The 16,172-nt window shown below is 70.4% G+C and carries 16 protein-coding genes; 8 read left to right on the forward strand and 8 right to left on the reverse strand.

What is annotated here, in order from left to right; translation table 11 throughout:
• Positions 1-125 precede the first annotated feature (125 nt).
• The 3 genes from EAO72_RS31380 to EAO72_RS31390 form a co-directional block, all read right to left on the reverse strand.
• Positions 126-632, reverse strand: a complete 507-nt coding sequence (locus EAO72_RS31380) for a hypothetical protein (RefSeq protein ID WP_148020460.1) — start codon at positions 630-632, stop codon at positions 126-128.
• Positions 629-2,173 carry a polymorphic toxin-type HINT domain-containing protein gene (locus EAO72_RS31385; RefSeq protein WP_148020461.1) on the reverse strand — a complete coding sequence of 515 codons (1,545 nt, stop codon included), beginning with the start codon at positions 2,171-2,173 and terminating at the stop codon, positions 629-631. The genes EAO72_RS31380 and EAO72_RS31385 overlap by 4 nt, the downstream gene beginning before the upstream one ends.
• Positions 2,174-2,270: 97 nt before the next feature.
• Entirely contained in the window at positions 2,271-2,645 is a 375-nt protein-coding gene (locus EAO72_RS31390) for a DUF192 domain-containing protein (RefSeq protein ID WP_148020462.1), read from the reverse strand.
• Positions 2,646-2,748: 103 nt separating this feature from the next.
• On the opposite strand from EAO72_RS31390, the gene EAO72_RS31395 reads away from it, so the two are divergent.
• From EAO72_RS31395 to EAO72_RS31405, 3 genes are all read left to right on the forward strand, one after another.
• On the forward strand, positions 2,749-3,639 hold the full coding sequence (locus EAO72_RS31395) for a prepilin peptidase (RefSeq protein WP_148020463.1): 891 nt from the start codon (positions 2,749-2,751) through the stop codon (positions 3,637-3,639).
• A 109-nt stretch (positions 3,640-3,748) separates the two neighbouring features.
• On the forward strand, positions 3,749-4,552 hold the full coding sequence (locus EAO72_RS31400; RefSeq protein ID WP_148020464.1) for a class I SAM-dependent methyltransferase: 804 nt from the start codon (positions 3,749-3,751) through the stop codon (positions 4,550-4,552).
• 69 nt (positions 4,553-4,621) lie between these two features.
• Positions 4,622-5,080, forward strand: a complete 459-nt coding sequence (locus tag EAO72_RS31405) for a hypothetical protein (RefSeq protein WP_148020465.1) — start codon at positions 4,622-4,624, stop codon at positions 5,078-5,080.
• Here the strand turns inward: EAO72_RS31405 and EAO72_RS31410 are convergent.
• From EAO72_RS31410 to mgrA, 3 genes are all read right to left on the reverse strand, one after another.
• A complete protein-coding gene (locus EAO72_RS31410) occupies positions 5,043-5,855 on the reverse strand; it encodes a YqjF family protein (RefSeq protein WP_148020466.1) in 813 nt (270 codons plus the stop codon). The two genes, EAO72_RS31405 and EAO72_RS31410, sit on opposite strands and share 38 nt — an antisense overlap.
• An 88-nt stretch (positions 5,856-5,943) precedes the next feature.
• Positions 5,944-7,098 (reverse strand): winged helix DNA-binding domain-containing protein, encoded by a 1,155-nt coding sequence (locus EAO72_RS31415; RefSeq protein ID WP_148020467.1) that lies wholly within the window; start codon positions 7,096-7,098, stop codon positions 5,944-5,946.
• Between the two features lie 430 nt (positions 7,099-7,528).
• Positions 7,529-8,569: an L-glyceraldehyde 3-phosphate reductase gene (mgrA, locus tag EAO72_RS31420; RefSeq protein WP_148020468.1), complete on the reverse strand. Its 1,041-nt coding sequence runs from the start codon at positions 8,567-8,569 to the stop codon at positions 7,529-7,531.
• Positions 8,570-8,788: 219 nt separating this feature from the next.
• On the opposite strand from mgrA, the gene EAO72_RS31425 reads away from it, so the two are divergent.
• The 4 genes from EAO72_RS31425 (at position 8,789) to EAO72_RS31440 (ending at position 13,899) form a co-directional block, all read left to right on the forward strand.
• The gene (locus EAO72_RS31425; protein WP_148020469.1) at positions 8,789-9,550 is read left to right on the forward strand and encodes an isoprenyl transferase; all 762 of its coding nucleotides are present in this window, start codon (positions 8,789-8,791) and stop codon (positions 9,548-9,550) included.
• 392 nt (positions 9,551-9,942) lie between these two features.
• Positions 9,943-11,265 (forward strand): PhoH family protein, encoded by a 1,323-nt coding sequence (locus EAO72_RS31430; RefSeq protein WP_148020470.1) that lies wholly within the window; start codon positions 9,943-9,945, stop codon positions 11,263-11,265.
• A gap of 390 nt (positions 11,266-11,655) precedes the next feature.
• Positions 11,656-12,360, forward strand: coding sequence for an aggregation-promoting factor C-terminal-like domain-containing protein (locus EAO72_RS31435; RefSeq protein ID WP_148020471.1), 705 nt, complete (start codon positions 11,656-11,658; stop codon positions 12,358-12,360).
• 135 nt (positions 12,361-12,495) lie between these two features.
• Entirely contained in the window at positions 12,496-13,899 is a 1,404-nt protein-coding gene (locus tag EAO72_RS31440) for an AI-2E family transporter (RefSeq protein ID WP_148020472.1), read from the forward strand.
• A gap of 72 nt (positions 13,900-13,971) precedes the next feature.
• Here EAO72_RS31440 and EAO72_RS31445 read toward each other — a convergent pair whose 3' ends face one another.
• Together EAO72_RS31445 and EAO72_RS31450 are read right to left on the reverse strand one after the other, a co-directional pair.
• Positions 13,972-14,505: an alkyl hydroperoxide reductase gene (locus tag EAO72_RS31445; protein ID WP_018550318.1), complete on the reverse strand. Its 534-nt coding sequence runs from the start codon at positions 14,503-14,505 to the stop codon at positions 13,972-13,974.
• Between the two features lie 12 nt (positions 14,506-14,517).
• A complete protein-coding gene (locus EAO72_RS31450; protein WP_148020473.1) occupies positions 14,518-15,072 on the reverse strand; it encodes a peroxiredoxin in 555 nt (184 codons plus the stop codon).
• Positions 15,073-15,204: 132 nt separating this feature from the next.
• Here EAO72_RS31450 and EAO72_RS31455 point away from each other — a divergent pair, with 132 nt between their 5' ends.
• Positions 15,205-16,170, forward strand: a complete 966-nt coding sequence (locus tag EAO72_RS31455) for a hydrogen peroxide-inducible genes activator (RefSeq protein WP_148020474.1) — start codon at positions 15,205-15,207, stop codon at positions 16,168-16,170.
• The last annotated feature ends 2 nt before the right edge of the window (positions 16,171-16,172 follow it).

Raw genomic sequence — 16,172 nt, forward strand, 5'->3', positions numbered from 1 at the left:
AGCTCACCGGGTTCCGTCAGTCGGCCGGCCCTCTGGTGCGACACCCGGGCGAACTCACCCGGCCGTGCGTGATCCGCACCGCCCGACGGCCACGAGCCGGGTGCCATCGCCCAGGGTGAGGTCGCTCAGCGTGAACGTGACACCTGAAGCGGGCTGCACGCGGACGACCAGGAGGGCAAGGCCCCTTGGACGCGCTTCAGGTCCCCATCCGAGTAATCGGGCGGCACGTCACCGATTCCTTCCACCGCGAGTACGTAGAACTCCGCCAGATCGCCCACCACTTCCAGCTGCGCGTCCGGAAAGAACGCAAAGCTCGCACGAAAGGAATCGTTGAGCCGATCGGGCGCACTGGACACCACGGTCAGCGCCGTGAGCGGGCCCCGCGCCGGAGCCGAGTTCCACCCGAACGAACGCAGTCCGCGCACCACAAGCAGCGCGGCGTTCCCCGCTTCGAACTGCAAGGAAGTACGCAGTTCGAAGAGAAGGGCCGCCGTGGAGGTCAGCTGGCACACCCGGGAGTCCAGCAACTGCGACTCCTGCAGGGCATCCGCCTCCCGCAGAGGATCCGATTCGGCCCGGTCGAGGCCTGTCGAACGAAACGGTGCCGTGACGAGATCATTGATCGAGGTCATGGAATCGGGATGTGGTTGTAGGGATCAGCCTTGCTCACCGTCTGTCCGGTCAGAGGATTGACGGATTGTCCCGCTTTGTTCATGTAGACCACATAGCCCTTGGGGTACTGGTATTTGCCGGTGGTGACGGGGTCCATCACCCGGACCTGTGTCACCCGGGGATCGAGGCCCTTGGTGCCGGCCGGGATGTCGTAGGACCAGCCCTTACCCGTTGCCACCGGGGTGCCGGTCGCCCCCTTGGGCAAGGGCAGCGATTCTCCACCGGGCCCGGTCACCGATCCGACAGGACAGTCGGTGTTGTGCACGAGGACCGGAGTCCGCCCGGCCAGCACATAGTACGTGTGGATGCCGTTGACGGTGAGGTCATGGGTGGTCCGGCGCTGGGTGTGGCGGGACACCCCGGCGACGGTGAGCACGGATCCGTCGGGGGACCGGAGCCTCATGCCGGGAGTGATGTCGCCCGCGTCGGCCCAGCGCCGCTCGCCGGTGATCCAGAACGGGTGGGTGTCGGTCGCGGTGATCACCGCGGGGCCGCCGCCGGCGCGGAAGACCAGCCGGGTGAAGTGCTTGTCGTCGTACGTGGTGATGGCGCGCTCGACGGGGCGGGCCTCGGTCCTGCCGGTCACCGGATCGGTGGCCGTCACCAGGTCGCCGGGGCGGATCGTCTCGATGGACCGGCTGCTGCCGTCGGCGAGGAGAACCGGAGTCCCGGGCAGGAAGCTGTGGCTCACCGGGCAGGTGGGCGGCTTCTTGTCGTCGGGTTTGGGCTCGTCCTTCTTGGGCTTCTTGGTGTCGTCGAGCTTCTTTGCCGCGTCGTCGAGGGCCTTCTGGGCGTCCTTGACCTTCCCGCGGCTCTTGATGAGCCCCTTGAGCCCGTCGTACAGGTCCCCGCCGTGCTTCTTGAGGCTCTGGATGAGCTTGTAGGCCTTCTTCCACTTCCAGGGCGCCCCGTACTTCGCGGCGAGCTTCCCGACCGCACCCCCGACCAGACTCAACAGCACGTTGATCAGCGTCTCGGTGCAGGCGCCCATGTCGCCCTTGGTGACGCAGTCCAGCGCGTCGGTGATCCCGAGCTCGTCGGCAAGGATCTTCGCGAGTTCCTTCGCCGCCTCGATCGCCTTGTCGCTGTTGGACTTCTCGTCCTTCTGCGCGTCCTGGAGATCCTTCAGCGCCTTGTCGTACGCGATCTGCTCCGGCGACTTCGGCGAACCGTCGGCATTCCTGTCCGAAGCCGGATCGCCCTGCCCCGGAGCGTTCTGATCGCCGCCCCGCGCCTCGTTCCCGCTGTCACCACCACAGTTGCCGCCGCCACCGATCCGGCAGACCTGTACGCCGATCTTCGCGGTCAGGTCCGCGCCGATCCCCGTACCCACCAGCGCACCGATGATCGCCACGACGACCAGCGTCAGGCCCAGGTACTCCAACGCACCCTGGCCCCGGTCGCCCCGCCGCCGCAGCGCCGGCAACCGCACACCCGTACGCGGCACCGAAGTCCGTGACCACCGGCGCATCCGCCGACGCAACTCCCCCATGGATGACATGTTTTCGACCCTAGAGCCGCAACGGACCCAGCGTCATGGGCCCCGGGACCCCATCCGTGCCCGGCCGGGACGGCTTCCGGAGGGCCGGAGCCGGAGGTCAGTCCGTCTGCTGGGTGATCCGCACCCGCATGCCGGGCCGCAGCCCCCACTTCGCCATCGCGCCGGCCTCCGACTCGATCACATGCCGGGCCCGCAGTCGGGGCAGGCCGAGCCGCCCCGGCTTCATCGTGTGCACCGCCACGACGTTGAACTTCCGGTCCAGATAGGCCACATCGATCGTGAACCGCATCCGGAAGGAGTGCACACTCCCGCACGGAGTGATCATCAACGCCCCGTCGATCCCGTCCTGACCGAGCAGCCCACGGCTACGGTGACGGTACGAGGCCGCGATCCGCAGCGGCACCTCGGTTCCGTCCTCCCCGTCCCGGTCCCTGATCGTCAGCGTTCCTGTTCCATTGCGCCATCGAGCCATGGCCACGACGGTAGCGCCACGTGACGGGCTCTGGGTCCCGCATGGTGCGAAGTGGGCCCCAGGGCCCATGACCGGTACCCGCGAGCCGCCTAGGGTCGATGCTGTGTACGCCATCCTGATAGGGGTCGCCGCCCTCTGGGGAGCCGCGACCGGACTGCTGGTGCCGCGCGCCGCCTACCGGTTCTCCGTCGAGCCGGACGACGCGTGGCGCGACGCCTGCCCCGCCGGCCACGCCCTGACCGGGCCCGCCCGCGGCTGGTTCGGCTCCACGCGCTGCACGACCTGCGCCGAGGTGGGCGCCGCCGTCGCCGTGCGGGCGGCCGCCGGACCCGGGCACGGCGGCCCCGGACCGGTGGACGGCGACGAGCCGGAGCCGGCCGGTGACGCGGACGACGCCCAGGGACCGGACACCGCCCCGCCGTCACCCGCCGCACCGAGCCGCAGCGGCCCGCGCTACGCCCCGCACATCGTCGCGCCCGTCGTCGCCGCCCTGGCCTGCGCCGTCCTCGCGGCGGCCACCGGCGCACGGCCCGAGCTGGCCGTCTGGCTGCTGCTCACTCCCGTGGGCGTACTCCTCGCGACCATCGACCGCCGGGTCCACCGGCTGCCCGACCAGCTGACCCTGCCGGCCGCGGCGGCAGCCGCCGTACTCCTCGGGCTCGCCGCCCTGCTGCCCGAACACGGCGGATCCTGGCTGTCCGCGCTGCTCGGCGGTGCCGTCCTGGGCGCCTTCTACTTCCTGCTCTTCCTCATCAACCCGAGCGGGATGGGCTTCGGAGACGTCAAGCTCGCGCTGTCCCTGGGCGTGGCCCTCGGCTGGTACGGCTGGGCCGTCGTGTTCGCGGGCGGGTTCGCCGGGTTCCTGTTCGGTGCGCTGTACGGGCTGGGGCTGGTGGTGATGCGGCGGGCCGGGCGCAAGACGGGCATCCCCTTCGGCCCGTTCATGATCGCCGGTGCGCTGCTGGGCATCCTGTTCGGCGCACTGGCCGCCTGACGCCCCGAGCCGTCCGGCCCCCGCCGGACGGGGACCGGACGTCCGGCCCTCGACGGGCGCGCGGGAAATGCGGTCGCGGCCGGTGGTACCCGGCTGCCACCCTGGCCGTATGACCGCACACCCCGATGACGCGCAGGCGGCCGCCGCGGCGGAACACGACCGGTTCGAGGCCCTGGTCGCCGAGGCCGACGCCGTCTCCGTGGCCGGCTGGGACTTCTCCTGGCTGGACGGCCGGGCCACCGAGGAGCGCCCGTCCTGGGGATACGCCCACGCCATGGGTGAGCGCCTCGGCAGGGCGCGGGCGGCGCTGGACATCCAGACCGGGGGCGGCGAGGTGCTCGCCTCCGCGCCGAAGCTGCCGCCGCTGACCGTGGCGACCGAGGGCTGGCCGCCGAACATCGCCCGTGCCACCGCCCTGCTGCATCCGCGGGGAGCCGTCGTGGTCGCGGACGAGGACAAGCCTCCGCTGCCGTTCGGCGACGCGGCCTTCGATCTGGTGGTCAGCCGTCATCCGGTGACCACGTGGTGGGAGGAGATCGCCCGGGTCCTGGTCCCCGGAGGCACGTACTTCTCGCAACAGGTCGGCCCGGCGAGCGTCTTCGAACTCGTCGAGTACTTCCTCGGCCCGCAGCCGCCGGAGGTACGCGCCGGACGCGACCCCGGCCAGGCACGTGCCGCGGCCGAGGCGGCCGGTCTCGACGTCGTCGACCTGCGGATGGAGCGACTGCGCACCGAGTTCCTCGACATCGGCGCCGTCGTCTACTTCCTGCGCAAGGTGATCTGGATGGTGCCCGGCTTCACCGTGGACGCGTACCGGACACAACTCGCCGCGCTGCACCACCGGATCGAGACCGAGGGGCCGTTCGTCGCCCACACCACCCGCTTCCTGATCGAGGCCCGCAAACCCGGGTGATCCCGAACACCCTTCCCGCGCCCGAAGGATGGCACCCTGGGTGCTGAACGCACCGGGAAGGAGCAGGCCATGAGGGTCGGCAACGACGAGGAAGCGGCGCGCGGCCCGCGGCAGGGAAACGCCGAATGGCTCGCAGGCGCCCGGATCGTCGGCGTCCTCGGCATCTTCTACCGGCCCGAGGGACGCATGGGGGAGCCGGAAGCCGTCGCCTTCCTGCTGGACGACGGCCAGTCCGTGCTCCTGACCTGTGCCTCCGACGGCAGCCTGCACGTGGGTCCCGGAACGTGGCCGCACCTTCCCGACTGGTGCGTACCGGCCGCCCAGTGGGAGTACGCCGCGATGGCACGGTTGCCGCAACCGCCCCACGGCGGCTGGACGGTGCTGCGCACCGAGGAGCGCAGGGACGAGCGCGGCGAGGTGGACGAGGCCGTCATCCGCTGCGAGGGCGGCCGCTTCGTGGTGACCGGCGGCGACACCGTGGGCATCCGCTTCACCCGGGGCCACCGGGGCGCGGCCGCGACGACGTGACAGCCGGGCGCGCGTCCTGGGGCCGCTCGTCCCGTACGCGGCCGACACGTACCGGACGCCCCAGCCGGACGGGTACGCCGGGGGAGTACAGCACGCTGACCGGGGCGCCGCCCGGGGCGGTCAGGCCCGCGGCCTCGATCAGGTTCTCCTCGCAGCGGAGGAGCTCGGCGCGGTGCAGCGGCCAGCGCGGGTGCTCGTTGGGCAGGTAGGCCGTGGCGCCGAGGAACGGGTTGTGCAGGCCCCAGCGGGCGGTGAGGAAGTACTCCAGATCCGTGGGCTTCTCGATGCGTTCACCGGTGCGTACGGTGATGCGGCTGTGGGCGCCACGAGGGCCGGGCAGGCGCCGCGAGCTGGTGTAGGTGATGGTGTCGCCGGTCGCCTCGACGCTCATCCGGGACCACACGTACGGCAGGCGGAAGCCGATCCGGCCTATGGCCACGGGAACCAGGCGCGACGCGTCCATGGAGCGGAAGACGACCCCGCGCCGCCCCTGGGCGTCGACCGAGTACAGCCGGACGTTGGTTTCGGGAAACGAACCGAGATAGGGCACGCCCGGCAGCCCGAGCCAGCCGACCCGGTGCATCCGGAAGGCCACCAGGCCGACGTAGGTGACCCCGTCGACCGTGTCGGGAACGGTTCCTTCGGGCAGCAGCCCCGCGACCTCCGCCGGATCGGCCGCCCAGTGGACGAAGCAGAGATCGAGCCACTGCTGCGTGAGGAGGGGGCGGCGCAGGGCGACCGGGGCGTCGGGGGTGAGGGGTGCGGGCGGCGTCACGGGACAAGCGTGACACGGGCGGCCGGCGCCCTGACCGGCCCGCGGTGCCGGCCCCCGTACGCCGGCACGGGCGCACCCGCCGATGGCGCTACGCGTGGCCGCCGACCGTCACTTCCCCCACCGTGAGCTCGGGCTTGCCCTCCATCACCTCGCCCACCCGCGCCACCTGCCGCTCCAGCTCCCGGAGTTGTCCGGCCGTCAGCGGGGACAGCGGCTCCACCGTCACCACGATCCGCCGGCCCGAGCGGCGCTGGTGCCACACCCCCGCCACGGTGCCGTCCACCAGCAGTACCGGGAAGTTCCCCGCCTGGCCGCCCGCCAGCGCCCGGGTGTACGCGGCTCCGGGGAAGAGCCGCTCGCGGGGCTGCGAGGCGATGACGAACGCGTCGAAGTAGGGGAGCAGCCGCACGCCACGTACCGGCTGCGAAGGGAACGCGGTGTCACCCGCCGCCACCCAGGCCGGGCTGCCGTCCTCGTACGCCACCTCTTCGATCTTCCCGTCCGCCGCGAGCCCGGCGAACAGGTCCGAGGCCCAACGGCCGGGTGCGGCGAGCCATTTGGCGAAGTTCTGCGGGGTGGCGGGACCGTACGCGTGCAGATAGCGGCCGACGAGCGCGGCGAGCGCCGGCGGTCCGGCGAGCGGGGTGACGTCCGGGCGGGTGTACGTGATCCTGCGGCCGCGGTCAGCTCCGAAGCAGAGGACTCCTCGGTGGGACGCCAGATGGGTGACCTGGCGCCAGCGCGGCCACAGGGTCTGGAAGGCGGGCATCACCGGTTCACCGGCCCAGGCCCCGGCACGGGCGACGACCGCCTCCGTGAGCTCGTCGACGGTCAGCTCCGCCCCGGTCAGCGCGTCGGCGATCGCGGCGAGTACCTCCTCGGTCTGCTCCGGCGTCATCCGCACCCCTTCCGGCTGGGTGGTGCGGCCCGCCGGCAGTGCGGACAACGCTCCGGTCCACAGCGGGAGTTCGGCGGCCGACACCAGATGGACCGTGCCGCGCGGCCCGAACGTCTTGATCAGCGTCCGGTCCGTCCACAGCGCCTTGCGCACGTCGGTGCGGGTCAGCTCCCGGCTCCGCAACCCCACGGAGAGCTCGGCGGCGGACAGGACCTGCGCGTGCGCGGCGGGCATCGACTCGACCACGGCGGACGGGGTGCCGCTGAGCGGGTCCGTCAGGCCCTGGCGTTCCAGCCGGCGGGCGTTCGCCCCGGTCCACGTCACGGTCGCGCTCGGCGTCGTCATGAACCGAAACTAGTGGACCAGTAGGTCAGATCCTGTCCCAATGGGGCGACCGTTCATGACCCTGCGTGAGACCCCTGGCCGGTCGTCGAGGACGCGGGGCTCAGGCCGTCCACGACCGGAATGTGCACATCCTGTGTACGTCCTGCGGGCGCGTTCGGCGTCAATGTGGCGCCTGTGGGTGTCTGTGCAGGTCACAGGGGTGCGAAGCGCCGGGATCCGCGTCCGCTGCGGAGTTCCGCACATTCGGAGAGTAATTATTTCGCGGCGTGGCACGCAGCAGCACTTACGAAGGGTTATGGTGGAAACCCCCCCTCGGGCCGGTCCGTAACCCCCCCCACGGACCGGCCCGTTTTTTTGTGCCCCGGTACGGCCGGGCCCGCACCGCGCAAGCGGTCGCGCGGAGCCCCGGCCACCCGGTAGGGCCGCTCGCTCAGCCCCGTCCGGCCCAGATGTTGGTGCCCGCGGTGTCCACGGCGAAGGTGTCGATCTCCTTCAACTCCTCGGCGGTCAGCGGCGGACCGGCCAGAGCCGCGACGTTCTCCTCCAGCTGTCCCACGCTCGACGCGCCGATCAGGGCCGACGTCATGCGGCTGTCGCGCAGCACCCAGCCGATGGCCAGCTGGGCGAGCGACTGGCCGCGGCGGCGCGCGATGTCGTTCAGCCCGTTCAGCCGGCGGACCACCTCGTCCGAGAGCAGGTCCGGGTCGAGGGACTTGCCCTGCGTGGCACGCGAGCCCTGGGGGATCCCCGTCAGGTACTTGCCGGTCAGCAGGCCCTGGGCGAGCGGCACGAAGGAGATGCAGCCCATGCCGGCCGCCTCCAGGGTGTCCAGCAGCCCGTCGTCCTCGGTCCAGCGGTTGATCATCGAGTAGGACGGCTGGTGGATCAGGGCCGGTACGCCCATCTCCTTCAGCAGCCGGGCCGCCTCGGCGGTCTGCCCGGAGTTGTACGAGGACACCCCCACGTACAGCGCCTTGCCCTGGTGCACGGCGGAGGCCAGCGCCCCCATCGTCTCCTCCAGCGGAGTGTCCGGGTCGAAGCGGTGCGAGTAGAAGATGTCGACGTAGTCCAGGCCCATCCGCTTCAGCGAGGCGTCGAGCGACGACAGCAGGTACTTGCGCGAGCCCCACTCCCCGTACGGGCCGGGGTGCATGTCGTACCCCGCCTTGGTGGAGATGACCAGCTCGTCGCGGTAGGGGGCGAAGTCCTGCCCGAAGATCTTCCCGAAGTTGAGCTCGGCCGAGCCGGGCGGCGGGCCGTAGTTGTTGGCCAGGTCGAAGTGGGTCACGCCGAGGTCGAAGGCGCGGCGCAGGATGGCGCGCTGGGAGCCCAGCGTGCGGTCGTCGCCGAAGTTGTGCCAGAGGCCGAGCGAGAGAGCCGGGAGCTTGAGGCCGCTGCGGCCGGCGCGCCGGTACTCCATGGAGTCGTAGCGCGCGGCGTCGGCCCGGTAGGGGGAAGAGGAATCAGTCACGTTCTCTCCTATCACGGACGTGCGACAGGCCGGTTATCACGGACTTGTGACAGGCCGGGTTGGGCCTGCGAGCCGCCTGCGCAGTAATGTGGCCGCTTCGGGACTGCCACGGCACGGCGGGGCGATCGCCCCCTTCCGGTGCGGCGATCCCCAGGTGGACGACCCCGGGCCCCGGGCCGAGGGGTGGGCGTGCCCGCACGGAACCGAGAGGTGGACTCAGTGAACTTGCGCGACCTGGTGTACGGGCTCTACGCACGCCGGGTGGAGGCCCGCCTCGATCACGCCCAGGTGCCCAAGCACATCGGTGTCATCCTCGACGGAAACCGGCGCTGGGCGAAGGCGTCCGGTGGCACCGCCGCGCAGGGGCACCAGGCCGGTGCCGACAAGATTAAGGAGCTTCTCGGCTGGTGCAGCGAGACGGACGTCGAGGTCGTCACGCTCTGGATGCTCTCCACGGACAACTTCGACCGGCCCGAGTCCGAGCTCATCCCGCTCCTCGGCATCATCGAGAACACCGTGCGGGACCTGGTGGCGGACGGGCGCTGGCGCGTCCACCACGTCGGCACCCTCGATCTGCTGCCCGCGCACACCCAGACGGTCCTCAAGGAGGCCGAACAGGCCACCGTGGGTGTCGACGGGATACTGGTCAACGTCGCCGTCGGCTACGGCGGGCGCCAGGAGATCGCGGACGCCGTGCGCTCCCTGCTGCTCGACCACTCCGAGAAGGGCACCTCCTTCGAGGACCTGGCGGAGATCGTCTCCACCGACCTCATCTCCGAGCACCTCTACACCCGGGGCCAGCCGGACCCGGACCTGGTGATCCGCACCAGTGGCGAGCAGCGTCTGTCGGGCTTCATGCTCTGGCAGAGCGCGCACTCCGAGTACTACTTCTGCGAGGTCTTCTGGCCGGCGTTCCGCCGCGTCGACTTCCTGCGGGCCCTGCGCGACTACGCGGCCCGCCACCGCCGCTACGGCGGCTGACACCGCGGGCCTTCTCCGGCCCGCAGGCGTTCCCGGCCGGTCCGGCAGCCCGGGGGTCCTCCCAGCTGCTGTGCTCCCGCCCGCGGTCTCGTACGACACTCCCCGCTCACCCCACCGGCCCAGGTCGGCATGGCTTGGCGCGTTCGAGGGCATACCCCTGACAGGTCGACGTCCGGTCACCAACCAGGCGGACGTCGTGTCCAAGTGAGCGGCATGGAGTCCGCTCGCCCGGGAGGCCCTTTGCACACGAAGGACCGTACATACAGTGCGGCCGACGCGGAGGGCCGGCGCTCGGCCCGCGCAAGGTGGCCGGAGCCCGGCCCGTCCTCTCCCATTGGGATGCTCCGCGACGCCGTCGCACCCCAACCTCGTCCGAGGGGGTACGTCCTTCCGTGGTGACCAGCACAAAGCGCCGCATGCCCGACAGGCGCACCTATGTTCTCGACACCAGCGTCCTGCTGGCCGATCCGAACGCCATGGCCCGCTTCGACGAGCACGAAGTCGTGCTCCCGATCGTCGTGGTCACGGAACTGGAGGCCAAACGGCACCACCCCGAACTCGGGTACTTCGCCCGGCAGGCCCTGCGCCTGCTGGACGACTTCCGGGTCCGGTACGGCCGGCTGGATGCCCCGATCCCCCTCGGGGATCTGGGCGGGACGCTGCGCGTCGAACTCAACCACTCCGATCCCGGCGTCCTTCCCGCCGGCTACCGGTTGGGGGACAACGACTCACGGATTCTCGCGGTCGCACGCAATCTCCAGGCCGAGGGGTACGACGTCACGGTCGTCTCCAAGGACCTGCCCCTGCGCATCAAGGCCTCGTCGGTCGGTCTCCTCGCCGAGGAGTACCGGGCGGAACTCGCCATCACCGACTCCGGCTGGACCGGGATGTCCGAACTGTCCCTTCCCGCCGAACAGGTGGACCTGCTCTTCGCCGAGGAGACGCTGTACGTCCCCGAGGCCGCCGAACTCCCCGTCCACACCGGCCTGGTCCTCCAGTCCGAACGGGGCAAGGCGCTCGGCCGGGTGACACCCGAGGGCAACGTCCGGCTCGTGCGGGGCGACCGGGAGGCCTTCGGTATCCACGGCCGCAGCGCCGAGCAGCGCATCGCCCTGGAACTGCTCCTGGACCAGGACGTCGGCATCGTGTCGCTCGGCGGCAGGGCCGGCACCGGAAAGTCGGCGCTGGCGCTCTGCGCGGGCCTCGAAGCGGTGCTGGAGCGCGGACAGCACAAGAAGGTGATGGTCTTCCGTCCGCTGTACGCGGTCGGCGGGCAGGAGCTCGGCTATCTCCCCGGCAGCGAGGCCGAGAAGATGAGCCCCTGGGCCCAGGCCGTCTTCGACACCCTGTCGGCCGTCTCCGGCCGCGAGGTGATCGAGGAGGTGCTGGGGCGCGGCATGCTGGAGATCCTGCCGCTCACCCATATCAGGGGCCGGTCCCTCCACGACGCCTTCGTGATCGTCGACGAGGCGCAGTCGCTCGAACGGAACGTCCTGCTGACCGTGTTGTCCAGAATCGGGTCGAATTCCCGGGTGGTGCTCACGCATGACGTGGCCCAGCGGGACAACCTCCGGGTCGGCCGGTACGACGGTGTGGTCGCCGTCGTCGAGAAGCTGAAGGGGCACCCGCTCTTCGCGCATGTGACGCTCACGCGTTCGGAGCGTTCCCGCATCGCCGCACTGGTGACCGAAATGCTGGAGGAAGGCCAGATCTGATACGGCTTGGGACAGTTGGTGCCGCCCGGCGAGCGAAGGAGCTTAGCCGGGCGGCATCGTGTTGCGGCGCCATTTCCGTCATTCACGTGCTCCAAACGGGGTGTGACCTTTCACACGCAACAGAGAATTGCTTCCCGGCGTCCCGTTCCGGCAGAGTCTTGCTTCCGTCAGGCCCCGCATACGGCACACCGGCACCTCCAGAGGTGCCACGCACCACACAACTCAACAACCGCCGTCCGTATGCCGCCCGCGAGCACCACGCGGCGCTCCCTCCGGGGAGTGCCCACCGGGCCCGTGCCTCCCGTGACCCAAGCAGTAGGGAGGCCAGTGTCCAGGGGCACGATTGCGCCCGCGAGGTCACCTAAGCGGGCGATGCTGGAAGGACACCGTGTGAGCCGGATCTCGGTCCGGGGGTTCGCCGTGGCATCAGCCACAGCGGTAACCACCGTTGGCGCCGTCGTAGGCGTTGCAGCAGGCAGCACTCCCGCTGCCGATGACAACAACTTCGAGGCGACCGCAGCCGACACCACGCTGCTCGCAGACATCCCCGCGGGCCAGCAGGCCCAGGTGCAGACCGCATCGCTGACGCAGCAGGCCGACGCCCAGGCGTCCGCGGCCGACGCGACGGCGAAGAAGTCCGCCGAGGAATCAGCCCGTGTGCAGGCCGCCAAGGACGCCAAGTTCAAGAAGGCGGCGGCCGAGGCGCAGCTGGAGAAGGAGCGTCAGGAGAAGGCGGAGCGCGCCGAGCGCGCCAGCCGCTCCGAGGTGCGCAGCGCTTCGGCGTTCGCGACGCAGGGCTCGTACAGCGTGGCCGACGTCCAGGCGATGGCTCGTCAGATGATTCCCGGCGACCAGTTCCAGTGCTTCAGCAACATCGTGAACCACGAGTCGAGCTGGAACTACCGGGCGAGCAACCCGTCCTCCGGTGCCTACGGCCTCGTCCAGGCGCTGCCCGGCTCGAAGATGGCGTCCGCCGGTGCCGACTGGCAGACCAACCCGGCCACCCAGATCAAGTGGGGCCTCAACTACATGGACAGCCGCTACGGCAGCCCGTGCGGTGCCTGGTCCTTCTGGCAGGCCAACCACTGGTACTAGAACCTTCCGAGGTTCGGTCTCAACCTCACGGAGCCCCTCACCGTCCTACGGTGGGGGGCTTCGCGCGTGTACGGTCGGGCGGAACCGTTTCCCGGGGGAGCGGTGGGGAGAACGGACGGGGGTAGAGGAACCGTTATGTCGAAACTGCCGGGGTGGCTCGGACAACTGGGTGGCGAACTGACCAGGCTGGGTGAGCGCCTGGACGAACGGCGGGCCGAATCGGCGGCCGAGGACGACGCGGTGCACGCGGAGACCTCGGTGACGGCGGGCACGATCGCAGGGGAGGCCGGGAGCGCGGCCGACCATGTCCCGCCACCGCCCGCGTACGCCCCCTCCGTCTCCGCGCGCCCGGACCCGGTCGCGGCCATCCCCTGGGGCATGCGGGTCGCAGCCGAGGCGGGCTGGCGGCTGCTGGTGCTCGCCGGAACCCTCTGGGTGCTCATGCGGGTCATCAGCGCGGTGCAGTTGGTGGTGCTGGCGTTCGTCGCCGCGCTGCTCGTCACCGCCATGCTCCAGCCGACCGTCGCCCGGCTGAAGCGGTACGGGCTGCCGCGCGGACTGGCCACCGCGGTCACCGCGATCCTGGGCTTCGTCATCATGGGCCTGGTCGGCTGGTTCGTGGTCTGGCAGGTCATGGACAACATCGACACCCTCTCCGACAAGGTGCGGACGGGGATCGACGATCTGAAGAACTGGCTGCTGGACAGCCCGTTCCATGTGACCGACAAACAGATCAACGACATAGCGAAGAACCTCAGCGACACCGTCGGCACCAACACGGAGGCGATCACCTCCGCCGGACTGCAGGGCGTCACCGTGATGGTGGAGCTGCTCACCGGGATGCTGCTGGCGATGTTCTCCACGCTCTTCCTGCTGTACGACGGCAAGCGCATCTGGCACTGGGTGCTCAGGCTCGTCCCCGCGCAGGCCCGGCCGGGCGTCGCGGGCGCCGGCCCCCGGGCCTGGCGGACGCTGACCGCCTATGTGCGCGGCACGGTGATAGTCGCCCTGATCGACGCCATCTTCATCGGCCTCGGCATCTTCTTCCTCGATGTGCCGATGGCCGTGCCGCTGGCCGTCTTCATCTTCCTGTTCGCCTTCATCCCGCTCGTCGGGGCCGTGGTCTCCGGGGCGCTGGCGGTGGTCGTCGCGCTGGTCACCCAGGGCGTGTTCACGGCACTGATGGTGCTGGCCGTGGTGCTCGCCGTGCAGCAGATCGAGGGCCACATCCTGCAGCCGTTCATCCTGGGCCGCGCGGTGCGGGTGCATCCGCTGGCCGTGGTGCTCTCGGTCGCCGCGGGCGGCATGATCGCCGGCATCGGGGGCGCCGTCGTCGCGGTGCCGCTGGTCGCGGTGACCAACACCGTGGTCGGCTATCTGCGGACGTACGGGCAGGAGGAGTCCCGCCGTCACTCGCCGCCCCCGCACGGCTCGACATCACTGGACGCGGCGCCCAGGCCGGCCCCCGGCTCGCCGCCGGAGGACTTCGACGACGGCAGTGACGAGGAGCCGGTCGCCGACGAGCCGCAGAAGGCGTGAACACCTGAACGGACACAGAAGAAGGACCCCCGGACGGTCGGTCGTCCGGGGGCCCTTCTCGTTTCGGGGGTACTACTCGGCGAGGACGGCCTCGGCTTCGAGGGTCACGCCGACCGCCTGGATCACCGAGGCGATCTTGACGGCTTCCTGAATGGTCTCACGGTCGACGCCGGCCTTGCGCAGCACCTGCTCGTGGGAGTCCAGGCACTGGCCGCAGCCGTTGATCGCCGAGACGGCGAGCGACCACAGCTCGAAGTCGACCTTCTCCACGCCCGGCTTGCCGATCACGTTCATCCGCAGGCCGGCCCGGAGGTTGCCGTACTCGGGGTCCGACAGCAGGTGCCGGGTCCGGTAGAACACGTTGTTCATCGCCATGATGGCGGCGGCCGACTTCGCGGCGGTGTACGCCTCCGCGGAGAGGTTGGCCTTCGCCTCCGGCTCCAGCTCGCGCAGCACCTTCGGCGAGCGCGAGGCGATCGCGCAGGCCAGGACGGTGCCCCACAGCTGCTGCTGCGGGAGCTCGCTGTTGCCGATGACCGAGCCGAGGTTCAGCTTCAGGTCCTTGGCGAAGTCCGGAACGGCGGCCTTCAGTTCGTCGAGTGCCATGTCGCTGTCAGCTCACTCGCCCGAGAGGAGCGCGACCGGGTCCAGGGTGTTCTCGCCCTTGGTCCAGTTGCAGGGGCACAGCTCGTCGGTCTGCAGGGCGTCGAGGACCCGCAGGACCTCCTTGGGGTTACGGCCCACGGAACCGGCGGTCACCATCGTGAACTGGATCTCGTTGTTCTGGTCGACGATGAAGACGGCGCGCTGGGCGAAGCCGTCCTCGCCCTCGATGCCGAGGTCACGCATGAGCTCGTGCTTCGAGTCGGCCAGCATCGGGAAGGGCAGGTCGGTCAGGTCCGGGTGGTCCTTGCGCCAGGCGTGGTGCACGAACTCGGAGTCACCGGAGAAGCCGAGGATCTGGGCGTCACGGTCGGCGAACTCCTCGTTCAGCTTGCCGAACGCGGCGATCTCGGTGGGGCACACAAAGGTGAAGTCCTTGGGCCACGCAAAGATGACCTTCCACTGACCCTCGTAGGTCTTGTGGTTGATCTGCTCGAACTCCTTGCCGCTCTCCAGCGAAACACAAGCGGTCAGGTCGAACTCGGGGAACTTGTCACCGACAGTGAGCACGCGCTCTCCTTGCAGCGTAGGAATTCCCTTTTTGGGGGAGTTCCTGAGGGTTGGACGATGTCCACCTTGGCACAGAGTGCATTGATCGCGGAAATAGCTACACTCGGTCGTGATGATCGGAGGTGCCTATCAGTGGCCCAGAGTAATCAGGGCATCAGGCCCAAACAGCCCAGCCTCTCGCAGCTGCGCGCCTTCGCCGCCGTGGCGGAGTATCTGCACTTCCGGGACGCCGCGGCCGCAATCGGGATGAGTCAGCCCGCGCTCTCCGGGGCCGTGTCCGCGCTGGAGGAGGCACTGGGTGTCCAGCTCATCGAGCGTACGACGCGCAAGGTGCTGCTCTCGCCCGCCGGGGAGCGGCTCGCGGTGCGGGCGCGGGTCGTCCTGCATGCCGTGGGCGAGCTGATGGAGGAGGCCGAGGCGGTCCGCGCGCCCTTCACCGGAGTGCTCCGGCTCGGCGTGATCCCGACCGTCGCCCCGTATCTGCTGCCGACCGTGCTGCGGCTGGTCCACGACCGCTACCCGGAACTCGATCTCCAGGTGCACGAGGAGCAGACCTCCTCGCTGCTGGACGGGCTGGCCGCGGGGCGGCTGGACCTGTTGCTGCTCGCCGTGCCGCTCGGGGTGCCGGGTGTCACGGAACTCCCGCTCTTCGACGAGGACTTCGTGCTCGTCATGGAGCGCGACCACTGGCTCGGGGGGCGGCAGGACATCCCGCGCGAGGCGCTGCGCGAGCTGCCGTTGCTGCTGCTCGACGAGGGGCACTGCCTGCGCGACCAGGCGCTCGACATCTGCCGTGAGGCGGGGCGTACGGAGGGTGCGCCGGTGACCACGACCGCGGCCGGGCTCTCCACGCTGGTGCAGCTGGTGGCCGGAGGGCTCGGGGTGACGCTGCTGCCGCGGACCGCGGTGACCGTCGAGACGGCCCGCAACGAGGCGCTGAGCACCGGGTACTTCGCGGAACCGGCCCCCGCGCGGCGGGTGGCGCTGGGGATGCGGACGGGGGCGGCCCGGCACGAGGAGTTCGAGGAGTTCGCGGCGGCGCTGCGCGGGGCGATGGAGGCGTTGCCGGTACGGGTGGCGGCGGCCGGCCGGACCTGAAC

The organism is Streptomyces sp. OR43 (assembly GCF_008042275.1).
Taxonomy (GTDB): domain Bacteria; phylum Actinomycetota; class Actinomycetes; order Streptomycetales; family Streptomycetaceae; genus Streptomyces.

Bases quoted from the DNA above. Each gene is read 5' to 3' on its own strand.
- EAO72_RS31440 (WP_148020472.1), top strand. From the start codon at position 12,496: ATGTCGAAACTGCCGGGGTGGCTCGGACAACTGGGTGGCGAACTGACC.
- EAO72_RS31415 (WP_148020467.1), bottom strand. From the start codon at position 7,098: ATGACGACGCCGAGCGCGACCGTGACGTGGACCGGGGCGAACGCCCGC.
- EAO72_RS31445 (WP_018550318.1), bottom strand. From the start codon at position 14,505: ATGGCACTCGACGAACTGAAGGCCGCCGTTCCGGACTTCGCCAAGGAC.
- EAO72_RS31400 (WP_148020464.1), top strand. From the start codon at position 3,749: ATGACCGCACACCCCGATGACGCGCAGGCGGCCGCCGCGGCGGAACAC.
- EAO72_RS31390 (WP_148020462.1), bottom strand. From the start codon at position 2,645: ATGGCTCGATGGCGCAATGGAACAGGAACGCTGACGATCAGGGACCGG.
- EAO72_RS31380 (WP_148020460.1), bottom strand. From the start codon at position 632: ATGACCTCGATCAATGATCTCGTCACGGCACCGTTTCGTTCGACAGGC.
- EAO72_RS31405 (WP_148020465.1), top strand. From the start codon at position 4,622: ATGAGGGTCGGCAACGACGAGGAAGCGGCGCGCGGCCCGCGGCAGGGA.
- EAO72_RS31385 (WP_148020461.1), bottom strand. From the start codon at position 2,173: ATGTCATCCATGGGGGAGTTGCGTCGGCGGATGCGCCGGTGGTCACGG.